Source organism: Pseudomonas sp. 1121_17 (assembly GCF_052850745.1).
Map to the genome: position 1 here is coordinate 184,629 of NZ_VXCX01000010.1, position 17,751 is coordinate 202,379.

Consider the following 17,751-nt stretch of genomic DNA (forward strand, 5'->3'; position numbering starts at 1 on the left):
AGCATTGGCCCGTGATCATGCTTGGACCACGGTCAAGTGGTTTGTCACTGAGGCAGTGATCGTAGATCCTACTATTGAGGCGTGAACGTTCTAGGAATGCCTGGCCTCAGCGAAACGTTATCTGGGAAGGGGCCGATTCTTGGGATAGGTAGACGCTCGAATACGCCGTTGCTTTCTGCAAAGGTTTGTCCAGTAAGTTGAGGGTAATTCTGAAACTTTGTGTCGCGCAGAGTGACGATTTCGTCGTAGGCAATAACAGGCCTCTTGAGCGTGTTCGCCACTTCTTGTGCTGCTCCCGTTTTACCCGCTTTGCAGGCCAGTAGAACAACCGGTTTATTGGGGCGGTTTGCGTAGGCTGGCAGAGTATTCAATCGAGGGGCAATCTCGTTGAGTGCAACATTCTTTGCACTATCGAGTGTTCCTGTACCCGTCATCATGCGTCCTTGCTCTGTACCGTGAGTTTCGAAAGCGGCCAGCTTGGAAGCGTATACATTCCGATGAAATGCAACACTGGCGCCGTCACCGGGCAAGCTCAAGATCACGTCAGAGTTTCCGACGGTGCGCACGGGTTGCTTAATGTTATTGGCTTTGGATGAACGCATCATTTTCGCTTGTAGCTTCGCCGATCCGCGCCCTGAAAGTCGTCCGAGGAAAGTCGCTGCTTTCGGTGCGATCTCCAGTGCAGAGCCCACCACGCCCGTGCCGAGCGATACCCAGCCCAGGATACTCGCGGCCTTCTGGTCATACCCGGTGGCTTCCAGCACCGTCGATGCCAGCCCTGTCCCCAGTGAGATGGCGCCCAGGGCCGCGGCGCCGATGGCGGAGGCCCCGCTCGCCGTGAGGGCGCCGATACCGCCGGCGGCGATGGCTGCGACAGCGGGTGCGGCGGTACCGAAGCTGGCGACGACGGCGACTGCGCCAAGCACCAGGCCGACCCCGGCGACCAGCCATTTCCACCAGGCGTGGCCATCCGGGTCGATGCGGTTGACGGGGTCGCCGCCGCAGTAGGTATAGGGGTTCAGGCCACCCCGGCCGAACGGGCTCTCGCTGTCGGGGCTGAGAAAGCCCATGACCAGTGGGTCATAGGGCCGGTAGCCGCCGGGGATATACCAGCCGGTCAACGGCTCGCGGCGTTCGCCGGCATAGCCATAGGGGCCGTTTGCGGGGTCCTCGGGCTCGGCGCCGTGGGCGGTGTAGTGGCGGCTGCGTACGCTATTGTCGGCTTCCAGGCGCACGCTGCCCTGGGCATCGCAGCCGAGCAGGGTGACGGTGCGCACGCCTGCGGTGATGCGGTTGAGGGCGAACAAGGTGCTGGCATCGCCGATGCGTTGGAGCACATCGCTGCCAGTCTGTTCGTGGGTGAGCAGGCCGCCGCTGTAGAAGCTGCGGGTGAGGGTGGTGCCGAGGATGCGGTCGGTGAGGTTGCCGCTGGGGTCGTAGCGGTAGTCGCAGGTTTGGCCGTTGTACTGGACTCGGGTGAGGCGGTCCTGAGCGTCCCAGGTCAGTTGGCGGCCCAGGGAGTCAGCGATCACGCGGCCGCACGCGTCATAGTCGAGGGTGATGGACGCGGGCCAGCTGAAATGGCTGTGGGTGATGGTCTTGACCTGGGTGGGGTCCTCGGGGGCGTAGCTGAACACGGCCGTGTCGGTGCCGCCGCCAGCGAAGGTGCTGTTGACCTGCTTGTAGCCGTCGAGGCCGTTGAAGCAGAAGACCTGCTTGGTCACTCGGTTGCCAAACGGGTCTTCGGCTGCGATGGCGGGGTCGGCGGTGTAGAGGATCAGGCGGCCCCGGTTGTCGTAGTCGAAGGTCTCCTGACCTTTGCTGCTACCGTCTTCCCAGACGCGGTTGACGACCTGATCAAGGTCGGAGTACAGCAAGGTCTGCTTGCAGGTGCGGGTGATGCCGGCCGTGGTGACGGTGAAGGTGCGGGTATGCTCGCGGCCGAGGCTGTCGTAGGTGAGGGTCTGGACGAGGGTGTTGCTGGCGTCGGTGGTGGTGACGGTCTCGACACGGGAGAAGGTGTCGAAGGTGAAAGCAGTGCTGACGTCATCCTGCACATGCTTTTCCAGGCGGCCGAAGCGGTCGTACTCGTAGCGGTGGTCGCTGCCGTGGCTGTCGACGAGGCCCTGGCGCAGGCCGTTGAGGGTGTGGCGCCAGGTGGTGGAGTGTGCCTTGCCATCGACGCTCCAGGTGTCCTCGAGCGCTTTGCCGGAGGGGCTGTAGGCCATGGCCAGCGTGCCGAGCGGGCCGCTGCTGGAAGCGGGCAGGGCGAGGTCGGGGTGAAAGGTGAAGGCGTTGGCGGGCTCGCCTGCGGGGGCGATGCTCAGCAGTTGGTTGTCGAGGGCCGGTTCGTAGGTGAAGGCAACGCGCTTGCCGTCGGGAAGCACGTTGGCCTCGGGGGGCAACTGGCCGGGTTTGTAGTCGAAGCCGGTGGTGCGCCCGCCGACCGTGACGGTTAGCTGGCGGCCCAGGCCGTCGAAGGTTTGCTGGCCCAGTACTGCTGAAAAGACGCGCTGTTGCATGCGAGACATCAGCCCTCCTTGGTCCCGTCGGTGACGAACCTCGTCACGGAACCGGTCTGTCGTCAGTTTATGACGAGACGCTGTTTGGTCCACCTGGCAGAACTATCAGGTCAGGAGCACTCACCGTGTGCCGAACCAGGCTGTCCGCAAGGTCGTGGCAAGAATCTAGAAAACGCCTACTGTGGGAAGTAAATATTCCATACCGCATCCACATACTTGTCCTCGGAGCCGATATGAAGCCGGGTGCTAGTTGGGAGTGTCGACCTTTGCGACAGTATCTTGCCGTACCCCTTGCCCGCGAGCATGCGTTTGGCGGTCGCCGGAAAATCTTCGACTTTCAGCACGCCCATCGGACTTAGCACTGGCCGCTTGATGGCATTGGCTACCTGTTGAGCTGCCCCCGAGTTGCCTGCATTGCAAGCGATCAGCGTCAGCGGACTTTGCGGGTCGGTAAGACCTGCATCGACGAACACCTTGAGGTCTGGCTCTATCACTTCTCGAGCGAGCGTTTCACCATTGAGCCACCGACCGTCCCTGGCCAGCAAATTACCCTTTCGATCTCCATGGGTGAGAAAGGCCGGGCTTTTTTTGTTGTCATAGTTGTGGAAGAAGAACACATCTTTCGACTGATCTGCCGTTGTAGGTGGCAGATTCATGCTTTTGCCCTGTTTCGCTGTTTTGCCGAGCGACTTTCCGGCAGACCGAGCCAGTTTGTTCGCCAGTGCCCCCGCTGCTTTCGGTGCGATCTCCAGGGCAGAGCCCACCAGCCCCGTGCCGAGCGATACCCAGCCCAGGATACTCGCGGCCTTCTGGTCATACCCGGTGGCTTCCAGCACCGTCGATGCCAGCCCTGTCCCCAGTGAGATGGCGCCCAGGGCCGCGGCGCCGATGGCGGAGGCCCCGCTCGCCGTGAGGGCGCCGATACCGCCGGCGGCGATGGCTGCGACAGCGGGTGCGGCGGTACCGAAGCTGGCGACGACGGCGACTGCGCCAAGCACCAGGCCGACCCCGGCGACCAGCCATTTCCACCAGGCGTGGCCATCCGGGTCGATGCGGTTGACGGGGTCGCCGCCGCAGTAGGTATAGGGGTTCAGACCACCCCGGCCGAACGGGCTCTCGCTGTCGGGGCTGAGAAAGCCCATGACCAGTGGGTCATAGGGCCGGTAGCCGCCTGGGATATACCAGCCGGTCAACGGCTCGCGGCGTTCGCCGGCATAGCCATAGGGGCCGTTTGCGGGGTCCTCGGGCTCGGCGCCGTGGGCGGTGTAGTGGCGGCTGCGTACGCTGTTGTCGGCTTCCAGGCGCACGCTGCCCTGGGCATCGCAGCCGAGCAGGGTGACGGTGCGCACGCCTGCGGTGATGCGGTTGAGGGCGAACAAGGTGCTGGCATCGCCGATGCGTTGGAGCACATCGCTGCCAGTCTGTTCGTGGGTGAGCAGGCCGCCGCTGTAGAAGCTGCGGGTGAGGGTGGTGCCGAGGATGCGGTCGGTGAGGTTGCCGCTGGGGTCGTAGCGGTAGTCGCAGGTTTGGCCGTTGTACTGGACTCGGGTGAGGCGGTCCTGAGCGTCCCAGGTCAGTTGGCGGCCCAGGGAGTCAGCGATCACGCGGCCGCACGCGTCATAGTCGAGGGTGATGGACGCGGGCCAGCTGGAATGGCTGTGGGTGATGGTCTTGACCTGGGTGGGGTCCTCGGCGGCGTAGCTGAACACGGCCGTATCGGTACCGCCGCCAGCGAAGGTGCTATCGACCTGCTTGTAGCCGTCGAGGCCGTTGAAGCAGAAGACCTGCTTGGTCACTCGGTTGCCAAACGGGTCTTCGGCTGCGATGGCGGGGTCGGCGGTGTAGAGGATCAGGCGGCCCCGGTTGTCGTAGTCGAAGGTCTCCTGACCTTTGCTGCTACCGTCTTCCCAGACGCGGTTGACGACCTGATCAAGCTCGGAATACAGCAAGGTCTGCTTGCAGGTGCGGGTGCTGCCGGCCGTGGTGACGGTGAAGGTGCGGGTATGCTCGCGGCCGAGGCTGTCGTAGGTGAGGGTCTGGACGAGGGTGTTGCTGGCGTCGGTGGTGGTGACGGTCTTGACACGGGAGAAGGTGTCGAAGGTGAAGGCAGTGCTGACGTCATCCTGCACATGCTTTTCCAGGCGGCCGAAGCGGTCGTACTCGTAGCGGTGGTCGCTGCCGTGGCTGTCGACGAGGCCCTGGCGCAGGCCGTTGAGGGTGTGGCGCCAGGTGGTGGTGTGTGCCTTGCCATCGACGCTCCAGGTGTCCTCGAGCGCTTTGCCGGAGGGGCTATAGGCCATGGCCAGCGTGCCGAGCGGGCCGCTGCTGGAAGCGGGCAGGGCGAGGTCGGGGTGGAAGGTGAAGGCGTTGGCGGGCTCGCCAGCGGGGGCGATGCTCAGCAGCTGGTTGTCGAGGGCCGGTTCGTAGGTGAAAGTAACGCGCTTGCCGTCGGCCAGCACGTTGGCCTCGGGGGGCAATTGGCCGGGTTTGTAGTCGAAGCCGGTGGTGCGCCCGCCGACCGTGATGGTCCGCTGGCGGCCCAGACCGTCGAAAGTTTGCTGGCCGATCTGTAGCAGCAGGCCGACACCGTTCATGATGTTTCCTCCGCCTGCTGGACACTCACACTCTCGGGGTGCTCGCCATCACTGTGTTTGGCATAGGTCCAGATGACCTTGGTACCGTCGGGCAAGGTGCGTTCGAGCACGCGTGAGTAGGCGTCATACAGGAAGTCGATGACGATATCCGGCTTGCCGGCCACGATTGTGCGTTGCTGCGTGACCCTGTCCAAGCCATCGCGGGTGAAGCGGACAGTACGCACCTTTCTGCCTGAGTCGTCATGGAGCACTTGTTCGACGGGGCTGCCCGCGAGGTTGCTGTATGTGACCTGCTTGCTGCTGGGTTTGCCGTTGCTGTCTTCCTGCCACTGTTCGGTGCACAGCGTGATCGGGTCGTGAACGGTACGGGTGGTCACGCCCGTGAGCGAAGTCTCTGAATCAGCGTTGCCCCAGTCGTCATAGGTCGTCTCGAGGCTCTGTTCGATGGCTTGAGCATTGACACCTTTCCAGCCCTCTTCCGGGTCGAGTTGCCAATCGTATTTCCAGTCATAGGATGTGTGCTTGGTCACCCGTCCCAGCCCGTCGTACTGCGTATGGGCCACATCGCGAAAGACCAACGCGTCATCCACAGGGTTGTCGATGTCTTGCAGCTGGACCATCACCTCGCGGCCGGAGCCGTCGAGCCAGGTGTACTTGTGTTGGCCCGTGGCGTCGGTTTCGTCCAGCCCCACGAGGACCTTTTCGTCACTGCCTGGAAAGTTAGGTGCATTGGCACTGCTGAAGTCGTCACTGAGGTGGAACTGTGCGGTGCGTACCGCTTGGTAATCAGTGCCTTTGGCGATCGTCGTCTTTCTGATACGCCCGAGTTCGTCGAACTTGTAGACGGTGAGCGCCCCGCTAGGGCTGCGTTCTTCGCGCGTCAGGCCGGTGATGAGCGAGCGACCCTCGCACGTGGCTGACTGATGGGTTGCATCGTCCTCGAAGCCTTTGACCGTAGTGGTGATACGCAGCAATTTGTCCATGCGCCCATAGCCATCCTCGCCGTCATCGAAATCAACGATGTCGTACGAGTAGTCGGTTGTGGTGGTGACGCCGCCCAACTCGGTCTCGGCCTTGTCCAATCGACCATAATGAGGGCCGGGCGTGAGGACGTAGGTGTTGATGGTCTTTTCCAGCAACCGTGGTTTTTCCGGGTCGGTTGTATCGTGAAGCTGTTCTGTCTTGACCACCGCGTGGGGCGGGTCGTCTGCTCTGCTGGAAGGCAGATTTGCGTAGGTGTAGTCAGTGGTCAATACAGGGGCACCGCCAAACGTGCCGTCTGCAAGGGTGGCGGGGGTGACTGTTTTCTTTTTCAAGAAGCGGATCATGCCGGAGCGGTCGGGGGGAAACTTTCGCCTTCACCAGCGGGGTCGTAGTAGTCGCTTTGCTCAACGACTTGGCTTGGAAAGGTCGTGGTCAGGATGTTGCCGGCGATATCGTAGGTGTATTCAATGCATTCCGAACGCTCGCGGGTAGTCTCTGGGTCGGAGGTGTCGGTGTAGGTCGTGGTGACTTTGATCGGCAGTTGGCACCAGGGCTGCTGGCTTTCCCAGGTAACGTCGTAGTTGATGTCATAGTTAGTGACGACCTCGGTCTGGCAGGTGCCTTGTTTGGTCGTTTCGTTTATCGGCAGGTGATGCCGGTCCCAAGTGCGAGTGATGGTCGCCAAGGTCACCGCGTCGGCGCTCAGCGTTTCGATTACGCTGTAATCGTAGCGTCGGCGTAATTTGTAGAGGGTGTCCCAGCCCCTTTCCCAGCGAATACCCTCTGTGTTGCCGTAGCCTAAGTAGTTGTTCGTGCCCACCCACTGGTAGCGCTGCTGCCGGGTGTTGCTGAGCACTCCATCGGAGTGTGTCCAGAGGATGACTCTGGGCAAGAAGTCGATCGGTGCTGCGTTTGGCAAGCGGTGGGAGGTCTGGGCCGTCTCGCTCCAGCTGATCGTGTCCTCGGCACCCAGAGGCCCGGTGAGCTTGGTGGGAAAACGCAATGTCTGGCCCCCACCGACGGTGATGCTCTTGTAGAGGAAGACAAACGGCTGGTCGAGGGTCGGCAGCCGCAGCCACCTGAGTTCATTGCTCTGTTGTTCGAACTTGATGACCGTCTCATGAGTGGTCTGCGGTTCGAGTGTCAGGCTGGGTATGCCTGCTCGGTTGATGGACGCCAGCACACGTTTTTCATCCCTGACCTGTTCCAGGTAATTGATGTTGTTGCCCCGGACCCAGTCGAAATACAGGCTGCGACCTTCCGGGCTTCGTACCTCATGGAGCACATAGGCGTTGCCTTGGTCGTTGACACGCCTGAGAATTTCGAACTCTCCGGTCTTGTGTTCGACCTTGAACTGATTGTTGGCAAGGACGGTCACGCGTATTGCGTCGAGCTTGTAGTCCTGGAAGGCCAGGCGACCGCCAACGTTCAGGTCGGAATTGGCAAGGTCGACCACGAATTGTTCACCACTGGAGAGACGCAACGACCACCACTGTTGGTCTCTGATCAGTTCTGAATAGCTGACGCCCCAACCGTGACCGAAGCCGGAGTTGATATGCGAAGCCAAACTGCTGAAGGCCAGGGTGAACGACCACGAGGGGCCGCCCAGGTCATTGGCCATCCCTAAGGGTAGGGTGATGGCCAGATTGAATTGCCCAGTGCGCGGATCGACACCAGATTGCACCGCTTGTATGAAGTTATTGGCCTGGGTGTGAACGTTCCCGACGTTGAGGGGAGCAGCACTTGCTGTCGAAGCGGTAGTATCAGTCATCGTAGGCTCCTGTCTGTTTATAACAGAGGCTCAAAAGAGCAAGGGCTGTTTATACAGTACCTGCCTGGGGGTTACTGTTGGCGTGCAGCTGGGATTCGGGTGTTGTGGAAACCTCCAGTTTGATTCGTTTCTCTAGCTGCGTGCCTTCGGAGGTAAACCGGATCGACACGTTGTGGCCATTTCCCTGACGGTCCACGACCGTGACCGTGAGTGGCCCTTGGTGTCTGGAACTAGCTGAATGATAAGGTATTCTACTGTCGCCCTGTAACAGCACAACAAGAGACGAAGCGTTGTTACTGACGACTGTCGTTTTCATACGCTCTTTTTTGAAGGCATCAGGTAATACAATGTTCGTGTTGTAATGAACCGTGCGGTCGCTACCAATGAGGGCAATGCCTACGTGGGAGGCGAAGGTCTGACTTGACTCATTCGTTTGCCAGCGAATCATGCCGGGGGTATCGTCAGCGTCGAGCGTTGCATAGGAAAATCTGAAATGTTTCAGTGAAAGGGCGTGTTCGATAAGGAAGTTGGAACCGCCGGAGATGTCGCCCTCTTCGAGTTGAGTTTGCCAGGTATAGTCTTCGGGATAATTGTAATTGGCAGGTCGTACGGAGGAGAGTTGAATGCTGCTTTCAAGGCCTTCGTTGGTTGTGCTGTAGTATACACACCCGTCGTCTTTTGTGATGGCGGCTCGCAATACGACAGCGTTACCACCTGGCGCCGTCGAGTGGATATAAATTGATTTAGGTGCGGGATCCGCTGAGGTACGGGACGGCTCAAGAGATATTGAATCAGAGGTGGGATAGTAATCAAAATCGCTGTCCCAGGTGGTCGTGTAGCCCCAGGGGGGCGAGCCGCTAAAACTTGGCAGGTCTCGGTATTCATCCTGCCTGACTTCGATGACGGCACGAAGGGTTGCCCACTCCGTGGCTGAAATCGACAGGCCGGGTAGCGGTATGGCATCCAGCTGAACTTCAATCTGTTGGCGACCGTTAGCGAATACCTGGGAGCTGGCAGACGTTATCGTAATGGTGAGGCTCTGAAGCCATCTGTCTGCTGATTCCATGTCATGGGAGCGCTTTTTGGATTTCATGATCATCCCTCGTATGTGCATACAGTAGGCTTGATGGTATGTGAAAGTCGAAAGGCGAGTTACCTGACATAAATGCCAGGTATTAGCGCGTTGGCTAAGTGTGTGGCAACGGTATCCTCATGACTGACGTTGGTCGTATCTGGTTTTCAACTGGTTCATTGTCGATGGGCACAGCACGATCGGCCGGGTAGCGCGTCCGCGCCGCCCGGGGGTTCAGGTTGTAATCGCAGTTTTTAGCTGGACGCTTAGCTTTTGGCGCCAATCCATTCGAGCATATTAGCGTCGGTGCCCCGTTGAGCTCTAATCCATATTGGGTGGCCGTTACCATATTGATCTCGGTAAACGATCCGTACGCCTAGATCTTTCTCGGATCCCTGCCCAAATTCATATACCTTTAGCCTTGCTGCGTAAGCGATACCTGCAGTGTTATTAACTGGAATACCAAAAAGGTGGTTACGTATGAAAACGGGCACCGTGCGGCTATGGTCTCGTCTGAAATAAACTTGCGCATTAATGATATTAAATCCGGCATTGTCTATAGCAAACATAGAGTCAGACGAACCGCCGGAGCGTATTTGATATTGGGTGCCAGAGAATTTAAGCTTGTAGAGGTCGATGTCATAACTCTCGCCTGATTGATGGTTGCTACGGGTGTACTCGAATTCACCGGCCGGTATTGTGTAGTTCTGCGGGTAAGGTACGATAGTTGCTGAACTGTTGGATTTACCGGATTCGGTTTCTCCGCCGACTTTACCGGCTTTGAAGTACGTGTGATAGGTCACACCGTCCAGTATCAGCCGCGCTGCCACCTGAACATTCACCGCTGAACTGGTCTTTATCCAGATGCGAATGCTTTGATCATCCTGTGACGGCGCTGATTGTTCAGCGGGCAATGACGCTGGATACGGATCAAACAAATCGTCGGGGGAGCGTTTGCTAGCCGAGATATACCATGAATACCCATTAGCCAGTCGCGCGCCGGTATCGTAGCTGACCAGCTCGATGCTGTTCAATTGACTTGCTGTCAGATTGACGGGTTCCTGATTGTCATTAACGGCTCTGATGACCACATCCACATAGGTCGTTTGGTAGGTGTTGTTGTACAGAGGGCATCGGGTGTTGTTTTCGGCTAACCCAAGCCCCTTCACTTGGAAAAACGCAATATTGGCAACGGCTTGCGGCACGACCGGGTTTTCCTGTGCGCAGTGGCGGCTGATCAGGCGAAATCCGGGGTGGTCACCGTCCTGGCCATCATCGAGTTCAATTGAAAACGGGTGTCGATTGCCCTGCCGGTCATAAACGCAGAGTCGCCACGCAGGTTGCTGACCACCAGGCTCTTTGCTGGAGGGCGTGTGATCTTCATGCTGTAAACGTATCGCGATGTGCCCTGGGTTATTAGGGTCGAAACGCGCAGTCAGGCGCGGGGGCGCGTCCGAGGTGGAGCAAGACGGGTCACCCTGCAACTGTATGAACCCGTTGGAATCCCCTGAATCGGATTCGGCGCACGAGAAAGCCCCCGAGCCCGGTGTCAGGATGTATTCTTGGATAACGCTGTCCGCTTCCTGGGGGCGTTCAGAGGGAGTTGTCAGCTGGTAGTCTTCAGGGAACAGGTAAGTGGGGGTGGGGTGGGCGTAGAGTTCAATGTCAGCGCCTACTTCATCGGTCCAGTAGGTCTTTCCATTGTCACGGGTGATACAGGCACGTAACTGAATCTTGCTGCCCCCTGGCGCTCGGCTATGAACATACAGCTGCTTTTGCCTGCTGCGAGGATGCATTTCCCTGGGTGAGCTTTCTAGTTGTATTTCCATGCCTTCAAGTTCAGGCGGAATTGCCAATTCGGGAAGGGCCGGCGGTACCAGCACCGGAAAGTAATCGAACCGTTCGTCGCGCGTGGTGGTGAAGTACCAAGGGGCAGTTACATGCTCTTCGGGCAAGGGGTCATAACCCCCTTCGCTGTTCTGCACGACAATATGCAGGGAGGCGAACTCGCTGTCGGAGAGCTCGCCCTCAAGGGGCGTGGCATACACGTTAACGGCCACTTGCTGCCGCGTATTGTTGTGGACGCAGGCGCTGTGCGATGACAGCTCGATGCTGAATTCGCCGAGCCACTCGGAATAAGTCGGAGCTTGTGCCATGACTGTTTCTCCTTGAATACCCGGACAGTGGGTAGGCCAAGTGTATGCGTACAGTTTGTTTCCGGAACCTGGCAAAAATATCAGGTCGTAGGGGCGGGCCTAGGGGGGGGGACTGCTCGCTGAGCGTCAGGGGAAGTCTCGATGTTCTTGTGGTTCGCAAACAAAAACGCCTGGCAGATGCCAGGCGTTTGCTGCGACCCGCTAAGGCCTTACTTCACTTCGATGGCCAGGCTCTGGGCAATCTTGTTTTGCCACAGCGCAGGGCCGGTGATGTGTACCGACTCACCATTACTGTCGACTGCAACGGTGACTGGCATGTCCTTGACCTCGAACTCGTAGATCGCTTCCATGCCCAGTTCGGCAAAGGCCAGCACTTGCGATTTACGAATGGCCTGAGCGACCAGGTAGGCAGCGCCACCCACGGCCATCAGGTACACCGCCTTGTTGTCCTTGATCGCTTCGATCGCAGTCGGGCCGCGCTCGGACTTGCCGATCATGCCCAACAGGCCGGTCTGCTCGAGGATCTGGCGGGTGAACTTGTCCATCCGCGTGGCGGTGGTCGGGCCGGCCGGGCCGACCACTTCGTCACCGACCGGATCGACCGGGCCGACGTAGTAGATGAAGCGGCCTTTCAGATCGACCGGAAGCTCTTCACCGCGGTTGAGCATCTCGACCATGCGCTTGTGCGCGGCGTCGCGGCCGGTGAGCATCTTGCCGTTGAGCAGGATGGTTTCGCCTGGCTGCCAGCTGGCGACTTCTTCCGGGGTGATCTCGTCGAGGTTGACGCGGCGCGCGCTCGGGCCGGCTTCCCAGACGATTTCCGGGTAGGCGTCCAGCGACGGCGCTTCAAGCTCTGCAGGACCGGAGCCGTCGAGCACGAAGTGGGCGTGACGGGTAGCCGCGCAGTTGGGGATCATGCACACCGGCAGCGAAGCGGCGTGGGTCGGGTAGTCCATGATCTTGACGTCGAGCACGGTGGTCAGACCGCCCAGGCCCTGGGCGCCGATGCCCAGCTGGTTGACCTTGTCGAACAGCTCCAGGCGGATCTCTTCGATGCGGTTCTGCGGGCCACGAGCCTTGAGCTCATGGATGTCGATGGATTCCATCAACACTTCCTTGGCCATGACCGCAGCTTTTTCGGCAGTACCGCCGATGCCGATGCCGAGCATGCCAGGCGGGCACCAGCCAGCGCCCATGGTCGGCACGGTCTTGAGCACCCAGTCGACGATCGAATCGGACGGGTTGAGCATGGCCATCTTCGACTTGTTCTCGGAGCCGCCGCCCTTGGCTGCGACGTCGACTTCCAGCTTGTCGCCTGGCACTACCGAGTAGTGGATGACGGCTGGGGTGTTGTCCTTGGTGTTCTTGCGCGCACCGGCCGGGTCGGCCAGGATCGAAGCACGCAGGACGTTCTCCGGCAGGTTGTAGGCGCGGCGCACGCCCTCGTTGATCATGTCGTCGACGCTCATGGTGGCGCCATCCCAGCGCACGTCCATGCCCACGCGCACGAACACGGTGACAATACCGGTGTCCTGGCAGATCGGGCGGTGGCCTGTGGCACACATGCGCGAGTTGATCAGGATCTGCGCGATCGAGTCACGGGCAGCCGGCGATTCTTCACGCAGGTAGGCTTCGTGCATCGCCTGGATGAAGTCAACGGGGTGGTAGTACGAAATGAATTGCAGGGCATCGGCGACGCTCTGAATCAGGTCGTCTTGCTTGATCACGGTCATGCAGCGCGCTCCTCTTGAAGACGGGAACATCTGTAAAAGGCTTTTCGACCACCAGCGTGGCGAAATGCCTGGCAACGCGGCGGCAGGTCAGGCCGACGCAAAAAAGGCGCGGCAGTATAGCGCGCATACCGGTGCGACACACCACCGCATGCGCGGGACCAAGGTCTGAAGCGGGTTGGCAGCGTTGTTGCCTGTGTTCTGTAGAATGCAGGAAGAACCCTGGAGGTCTTTGACCCATGCCCAATGTCTACGTAGGCGCGCAGCGAATCAGCGTGCCTGCCGCCAGCAATTTGCTCGACGCCCTCAATGGCGCGGGCTTCAACGTGCCCTACAGCTGCCGCGCCGGCAGCTGCCATGCGTGCATGGTGCGCTGTGTGGATGGCGCTGTAGCGGACGCTTTGCCCGATGCGCTGCCCGTGGCCAAGCGCGAGCAAGGTTGGCGCTTGGCCTGTCAGTGCAGCGTGCTTGGAGACCTGCAGGTGGCGTTGTACGACCCGCGGCTGGACGGCCTGCCTGCCAGCGTCTGCGCGGCGGACTGGCTGGGCGAGGTGTTGCGCCTGCGTTTGTTGCCGGAGCGGGCGTTGCGCTATCACGCCGGTCAGCATCTGTTGTTGTGGCTCGGCGGGGTCGCACGGCCTTATTCGCTGGCGAGCCTGCCGGGTGAAGACGATTTTCTGGAATTTCACATCGACTGCCGACGCCCTGGTGCTTTCTGCGATCAGCTACGACGGTTACGGGTGGGAGACCGTCTGCGCTTGGGCGAGCTGCGTGATGGTGCTCTGCATTATGACCCGGACTGGCAGGCCCGGCCGCTCTGGCTGTTGGCCTCCGGCACCGGCCTTGCGCCGCTCTGGGCCGTTGCCCGTGAGGCCCTGCGTCAGGGTCACACGGGCGAAATCAAAGTGTTGCATGTAGCTGCCAGTGACGCCGGCCATTACCTTGCCGACGCCCTGCAGGGTTTGGCCGGGCTTGCAGTTGAACAGGTGCTCGCCGAGCATCTGGACAGTGCGTTGGCTCAATTGCGGCCGACATCGCGGCAGACCATGGCATTGCTCTGCGGCTCGCCGAGCAGCGTCGAGCGTTTTGCCAAACGCTTGTTCGTCGCCGGCCTACCGCGTAACCAGGTCCTGGCCGATGTGTTCGTTGAACACGCCTGAGTCACAGCGGTGTATACAGCTGCGCGGTAGCGATTCGATAACGCCGGGTATCAGTGGAATCAGCCTGGCCTACCCAGCGCTGCCACATTGAGGGACGGTCGCCTCTGCGCGACCCCTATCATTTTTGCCAGTAGCGGCAGTGTGTTGCCAATGTCTAAATGAGCCACGGATGAAGAAGGAGAGCTTCCATGTGGACCCTGGCACGCCTGATCGCTGGGCTCTTGCTCAGCATTGCTGCGCAAACGGTGCAGGCCGCCGATGCGACAAGTATGCTCGCCGCGCGCGCAAAGGCGGCAGTGGACCAGCTGAACACCTGGTACAACAACACCACCGATGACTGCGGTGGCCCAGATAAACCCGGTTATTTGTGCAGCGGCATCACGTTGCGTACAACGGCCAGCAGAACAGGTTTTCTGCCTTGGGAGCCCAGCGACAGTCAACTGGAAAAGGGCAGTGTGGCGTTTTCCTGGATGCGCCGTGACAGCAATTTCGGCAAGCCCTTCGGCAACCAGAATGGCCTGATCCTGTACCCACCCCACTACGCCCCGCCTGGCAAGCTGGCCAATCTCCATGTGCTGTGTAGTTTCCCGATCAATGCCAACACCAACCAACGGCCGACCCTGCAAGGCTGTGGCCCGATCCTGGGTTTCGAAGCGACGACCGATACCTGCCAGGCCATGGCAGTGAACACGGCGCAACAGTGGCTGGACAAGTACCCGCAGGCGAACAACTACCGCGTGTGTGGCTGGGACCTACGCCACGCCTCCACATCGTCGGCCACTGCGTTCCATACCTCGTTGCAGGCCCGTCAGGGCCTGATCGACGCATTTTGGTCGATCAACAACGAAGTATTGCTACCGGTGTGGACGAAAGGTATGGGTGGCACCTTGCCGGTACATTCGTTTTTCTACGTGGACGGCGAGCGCGAAGCGCTGGCCAAAGCTCAGTACGACCAGATTCGCTACCAGCAGCTGTATGAGCAACTGGTCCCGGTGATGAGTGTGCGGTTCCCGGCAGACAGATCTGGCAGCATGCTGTTCGGCTACGCCGAGCAGGACCAGGCCGTGGGCCGGCCAACGCCTACCCCGACCATCGATTTTGAAGACGTATTGCCCGGTCAATACAGCCGCTTGACGGTACAGGGCGTTGAGTTTCTGTTGGAACGCCAGTTACGAGAGGTCAATGACAAGCCGCACCAAGAAAGCAACGGGCTGATAAGTGGCAAACATCTGGAGGTCGACTCATCGATCAAGCTGGTGCTTGAGGGCGCCGGGCGTCGGCTGGTCAGCTTTGCCTGGGGATGCAATAGCTACTGCGGGGTGCATACCACGATAGGTGATAGCTACGAGGAATTGTCGGATGAGGGGCCGGGTGCCATGCGCTATGGCACCAAGGAGCTGATCGTCGATGGGCCCGAGGCGTTGATGCTGGCTGTGGATACCGAAGAAGAGGGAGCGATGCTGGTGTTCGACAACCTGCGGGTGCAAAAGCTGCCTGATAAATGAGTTAAAGGGTGCCAGGCGCAAGCTCCTTACCCGGCACGTTGCACTCAGTCTCTGAAACCGCCCCTGACGTTCTGGCAGCACCATGGCCTGACGTAGGCAAAAAAAGACCGCTCCGGGGAGCGGTCTTTCTGATGACCTGAAGTTGCTACAACTTAGGCATCAACCAACCAGCGGATCACCGACGTGCAGGATCTTCATGCCATTGGTGCCACCGATGGTGTGGTAGCTGTCGCCCTTGGTCAGGATGACCCAGTCGCCTTGCTCAACCAGGCCGCGTTGCAGCAGCTCGTCCACTGCAGCCTGGCTGACCTTGTCGGCCGGCAGCGCGGCCGGGTCGAACGCGATCGGGTAGACGCCACGGAACATCGAGGCGCGAGCCTGGGTAGCGCGGTGCGGAGACAGTGCGTAGATCGGCACCTGCGAGCGCAGGCGCGACATGATCAGCGGGGTGTAGCCACTTTCGGTGAGGGCGATGATCGCCTTGACGCCGGGGAAGTGGTTGGCGGTGTACATCGCCGCCAGGGCGATGCTCTCGTCGCAACGCTCGAAGGTGGTGTGCAGGCGATGACTGGAGCGCTGGTTGGTCGGGTGCTTTTCAGCGCCCTGACAGATCCGCGCCATGGCCTGTACGGCTTCGATCGGATAAGCACCGGCAGCACTTTCAGCCGACAGCATCACCGCATCGGTGTTGTCCAGCACGGCGTTGGCCACGTCGGAAACTTCGGCGCGGGTCGGCATCGGATTCTGGATCATCGACTCCATCATCTGGGTCGCGACGATCACCGCTTTGTTGTTGCGGCGGGCGTGCTGGATGATCTTTTTCTGGATACCGATCAGCTCGGCATCGCCGATTTCCACGCCGAGGTCGCCACGGGCAACCATCACGGCGTCGGAGGCAGCGATCAGGGCGTCGAGGGTTTCGTCGTCGGCAACCGCTTCAGCGCGTTCGATCTTGGCCACCAGCCAGGCGCTGCCGCCGGACTCGTCACGCAGTTTGCGTGCGTATTCCATGTCCTTGGCATCACGCGGGAAGGACACGGCCAGGTAGTCCAGGTCCATCTCGGCAGCCAGCTTGATGTCGGCCTTGTCTTTCTCGGTCAGGGCCGGTGCGGTCAGGCCGCCACCTTTGCGGTTGATACCTTTGTGGTCAGACAGCGGGCCACCAACTAACACTACGCAGTGCAGGGCATCGGCGGTAGCGGTCTCGACGCGCATGACCACACGGCCGTCGTCGAGCAGCAGCTCGTCGTTCACGCCGCAGTCCTTGACCAGGTCGGGGTAGTCGATCCCGACGATATCCTGGTTGCCTTCGGTCAGCGGGTGCACGGTGGAGAAGGTGAACTTGTCACCGATTTTCAATTCAATGCGCTTGTTGCTGAACTTGGCGATGCGGATCTTCGGACCCTGCAGGTCGCCCAGCAGTGCGACGTGACGGCCGTTCTTGGCGGCGATCTCACGGATCAGGCGGGCGCGAGCCTTGTGCTCGTCCGGCGTGCCGTGGGAGAAGTTCAGGCGGGCAACGTCGAGGCCGGCAAGGATCAGTTGTTCGATCACTTCTGGCGAGTTGCTGGCAGGGCCAAGGGTGGCAACGATTTTGGTACGGCGGATGGTCATGCATAGACTCCTGTAGTGAAGCGCAGCGAGAGGCTACTCCTCAATTGCGCTGTAGTCATTGTTCCGTTGCACTACCTTGCGTGTTGCGGGGGTGGCATTTGTACGGTCGCGCTATGCTTGCAAAAGCGTGTGAAGATTTGCCGCGTCGGGCCGATACACTGCCTATCAAAGGAGAATCCCCATGCGAACCCTGATCGTTCTGGCGATTGCCGCCAGCGTCGTTGGCTGCACCCGTTGGTCGATGGACCATCACCTGAACAACGCCTACCGCGCCTATGATCGCGGCGATTGCCAGCGGGTGATGCTCGAACTGTCCCAGGTCGATCGGACCAGCCGCGCGCGGCCGTTCATCCATCCTGAAGTGGCCCTGCTGCGGGGCCAATGCCTGGAGCGGCAGAAGCTCTACGTCGATGCTGCGCAGACCTACGAGTACCTGGTTCAGCGCTACCCGCAAAACGAGTACGCCTACCGCGCCCGTGCGCGTCTGCTGACGCTGGAAAAGCTCGGCCACTATCGCCAGCCTGCCGTGGCCAGCCCGGTGCACACCACGCCTTGGCGCTAATACCAAGGTGTCATTGATTTCACGAGATTCGCCACAGCGGCTGGGCTAAGCTGTATCTTAGCTGTAACAGCAACCGCCAGT

12 protein-coding genes are annotated in these 17,751 nt (G+C 60.1%); 3 read left to right on the top strand and 9 right to left on the bottom strand.

All coding sequences use genetic code 11. The annotated features are described in order from the left end of the window. Positions 1–71: 71 nt before the first annotated feature. The 8 genes from FW789_RS18455 to FW789_RS18490 all read right to left on the bottom strand — a co-directional run bounded on the left by FW789_RS18455 (position 72) and on the right by FW789_RS18490 (position 12,832). Entirely contained in the window at positions 72–2,531 is a 2,460-nt protein-coding gene (locus tag FW789_RS18455; RefSeq protein ID WP_446431842.1) for an RHS repeat-associated core domain-containing protein, read from the bottom strand. A 167-nt stretch (positions 2,532–2,698) separates the two neighbouring features. Then, the gene (locus tag FW789_RS18460) at positions 2,699–5,116 is read right to left on the bottom strand and encodes an RHS repeat-associated core domain-containing protein (RefSeq protein ID WP_446431843.1); all 2,418 of its coding nucleotides are present in this window, start codon (positions 5,114–5,116) and stop codon (positions 2,699–2,701) included. Further along, a complete protein-coding gene (locus FW789_RS18465) occupies positions 5,113–6,444 on the bottom strand; it encodes a hypothetical protein (RefSeq protein WP_446431844.1) in 1,332 nt (443 codons plus the stop codon). The genes FW789_RS18460 and FW789_RS18465 overlap by 4 nt, the downstream gene beginning before the upstream one ends. Beyond that, positions 6,441–7,871: a hypothetical protein gene (locus tag FW789_RS18470; RefSeq protein WP_446431845.1), complete on the bottom strand. Its 1,431-nt coding sequence runs from the start codon at positions 7,869–7,871 to the stop codon at positions 6,441–6,443. Before FW789_RS18470 ends, FW789_RS18465 begins: the two co-directional genes overlap by 4 nt. A gap of 49 nt (positions 7,872–7,920) precedes the next feature. After that, the gene (locus tag FW789_RS18475) at positions 7,921–8,964 is read right to left on the bottom strand and encodes a hypothetical protein (protein ID WP_446431846.1); all 1,044 of its coding nucleotides are present in this window, start codon (positions 8,962–8,964) and stop codon (positions 7,921–7,923) included. A gap of 94 nt (positions 8,965–9,058) precedes the next feature. Continuing rightward, the gene (locus FW789_RS18480; protein WP_446431847.1) at positions 9,059–9,292 is read right to left on the bottom strand and encodes an IS66 family transposase; all 234 of its coding nucleotides are present in this window, start codon (positions 9,290–9,292) and stop codon (positions 9,059–9,061) included. Next, positions 9,210–11,099, bottom strand: coding sequence for a hypothetical protein (locus tag FW789_RS18485; RefSeq protein ID WP_446431848.1), 1,890 nt, complete (start codon positions 11,097–11,099; stop codon positions 9,210–9,212). Before FW789_RS18485 ends, FW789_RS18480 begins: the two co-directional genes overlap by 83 nt. A gap of 209 nt (positions 11,100–11,308) precedes the next feature. Beyond that, a complete protein-coding gene (locus FW789_RS18490; RefSeq protein WP_103438452.1) occupies positions 11,309–12,832 on the bottom strand; it encodes a fumarate hydratase in 1,524 nt (507 codons plus the stop codon). A gap of 236 nt (positions 12,833–13,068) precedes the next feature. Here FW789_RS18490 and FW789_RS18495 point away from each other — a divergent pair, with 236 nt between their 5' ends. Together FW789_RS18495 and FW789_RS18500 are read left to right on the top strand one after the other, a co-directional pair. Further along, a complete protein-coding gene (locus FW789_RS18495) occupies positions 13,069–13,989 on the top strand; it encodes an iron-sulfur-binding ferredoxin reductase (protein WP_446431849.1) in 921 nt (306 codons plus the stop codon). Positions 13,990–14,177: 188 nt separating this feature from the next. Then, a complete protein-coding gene (locus FW789_RS18500; protein ID WP_446431850.1) occupies positions 14,178–15,494 on the top strand; it encodes a hypothetical protein in 1,317 nt (438 codons plus the stop codon). 159 nt (positions 15,495–15,653) lie between these two features. Here FW789_RS18500 and pyk read toward each other — a convergent pair whose 3' ends face one another. Further along, on the bottom strand, positions 15,654–17,108 hold the full coding sequence (pyk, locus tag FW789_RS18505; protein WP_103438449.1) for a pyruvate kinase: 1,455 nt from the start codon (positions 17,106–17,108) through the stop codon (positions 15,654–15,656). A 181-nt stretch (positions 17,109–17,289) separates the two neighbouring features. Here pyk and FW789_RS18510 point away from each other — a divergent pair, with 181 nt between their 5' ends. Then, entirely contained in the window at positions 17,290–17,670 is a 381-nt protein-coding gene (locus FW789_RS18510; protein ID WP_101321957.1) for a hypothetical protein, read from the top strand. Positions 17,671–17,751 lie beyond the last annotated feature (81 nt).

Bases quoted from the DNA above. Each gene is read 5' to 3' on its own strand.
- FW789_RS18490 (WP_103438452.1), bottom strand. From the start codon at position 12,832: ATGACCGTGATCAAGCAAGACGACCTGATTCAGAGCGTCGCCGATGCC.
- FW789_RS18475 (WP_446431846.1), bottom strand. From the start codon at position 8,964: ATGAAATCCAAAAAGCGCTCCCATGACATGGAATCAGCAGACAGATGG.
- FW789_RS18465 (WP_446431844.1), bottom strand. From the start codon at position 6,444: ATGATCCGCTTCTTGAAAAAGAAAACAGTCACCCCCGCCACCCTTGCA.
- FW789_RS18480 (WP_446431847.1), bottom strand. From the start codon at position 9,292: ATGGTAACGGCCACCCAATATGGATTAGAGCTCAACGGGGCACCGACG.
- FW789_RS18495 (WP_446431849.1), top strand. From the start codon at position 13,069: ATGCCCAATGTCTACGTAGGCGCGCAGCGAATCAGCGTGCCTGCCGCC.
- FW789_RS18485 (WP_446431848.1), bottom strand. From the start codon at position 11,099: ATGGCACAAGCTCCGACTTATTCCGAGTGGCTCGGCGAATTCAGCATC.
- FW789_RS18470 (WP_446431845.1), bottom strand. From the start codon at position 7,871: ATGACTGATACTACCGCTTCGACAGCAAGTGCTGCTCCCCTCAACGTC.
- FW789_RS18460 (WP_446431843.1), bottom strand. From the start codon at position 5,116: ATGAACGGTGTCGGCCTGCTGCTACAGATCGGCCAGCAAACTTTCGAC.
- FW789_RS18500 (WP_446431850.1), top strand. From the start codon at position 14,178: ATGTGGACCCTGGCACGCCTGATCGCTGGGCTCTTGCTCAGCATTGCT.
- FW789_RS18455 (WP_446431842.1), bottom strand. From the start codon at position 2,531: ATGTCTCGCATGCAACAGCGCGTCTTTTCAGCAGTACTGGGCCAGCAA.
- FW789_RS18510 (WP_101321957.1), top strand. From the start codon at position 17,290: ATGCGAACCCTGATCGTTCTGGCGATTGCCGCCAGCGTCGTTGGCTGC.
- pyk (WP_103438449.1), bottom strand. From the start codon at position 17,108: ATGACCATCCGCCGTACCAAAATCGTTGCCACCCTTGGCCCTGCCAGC.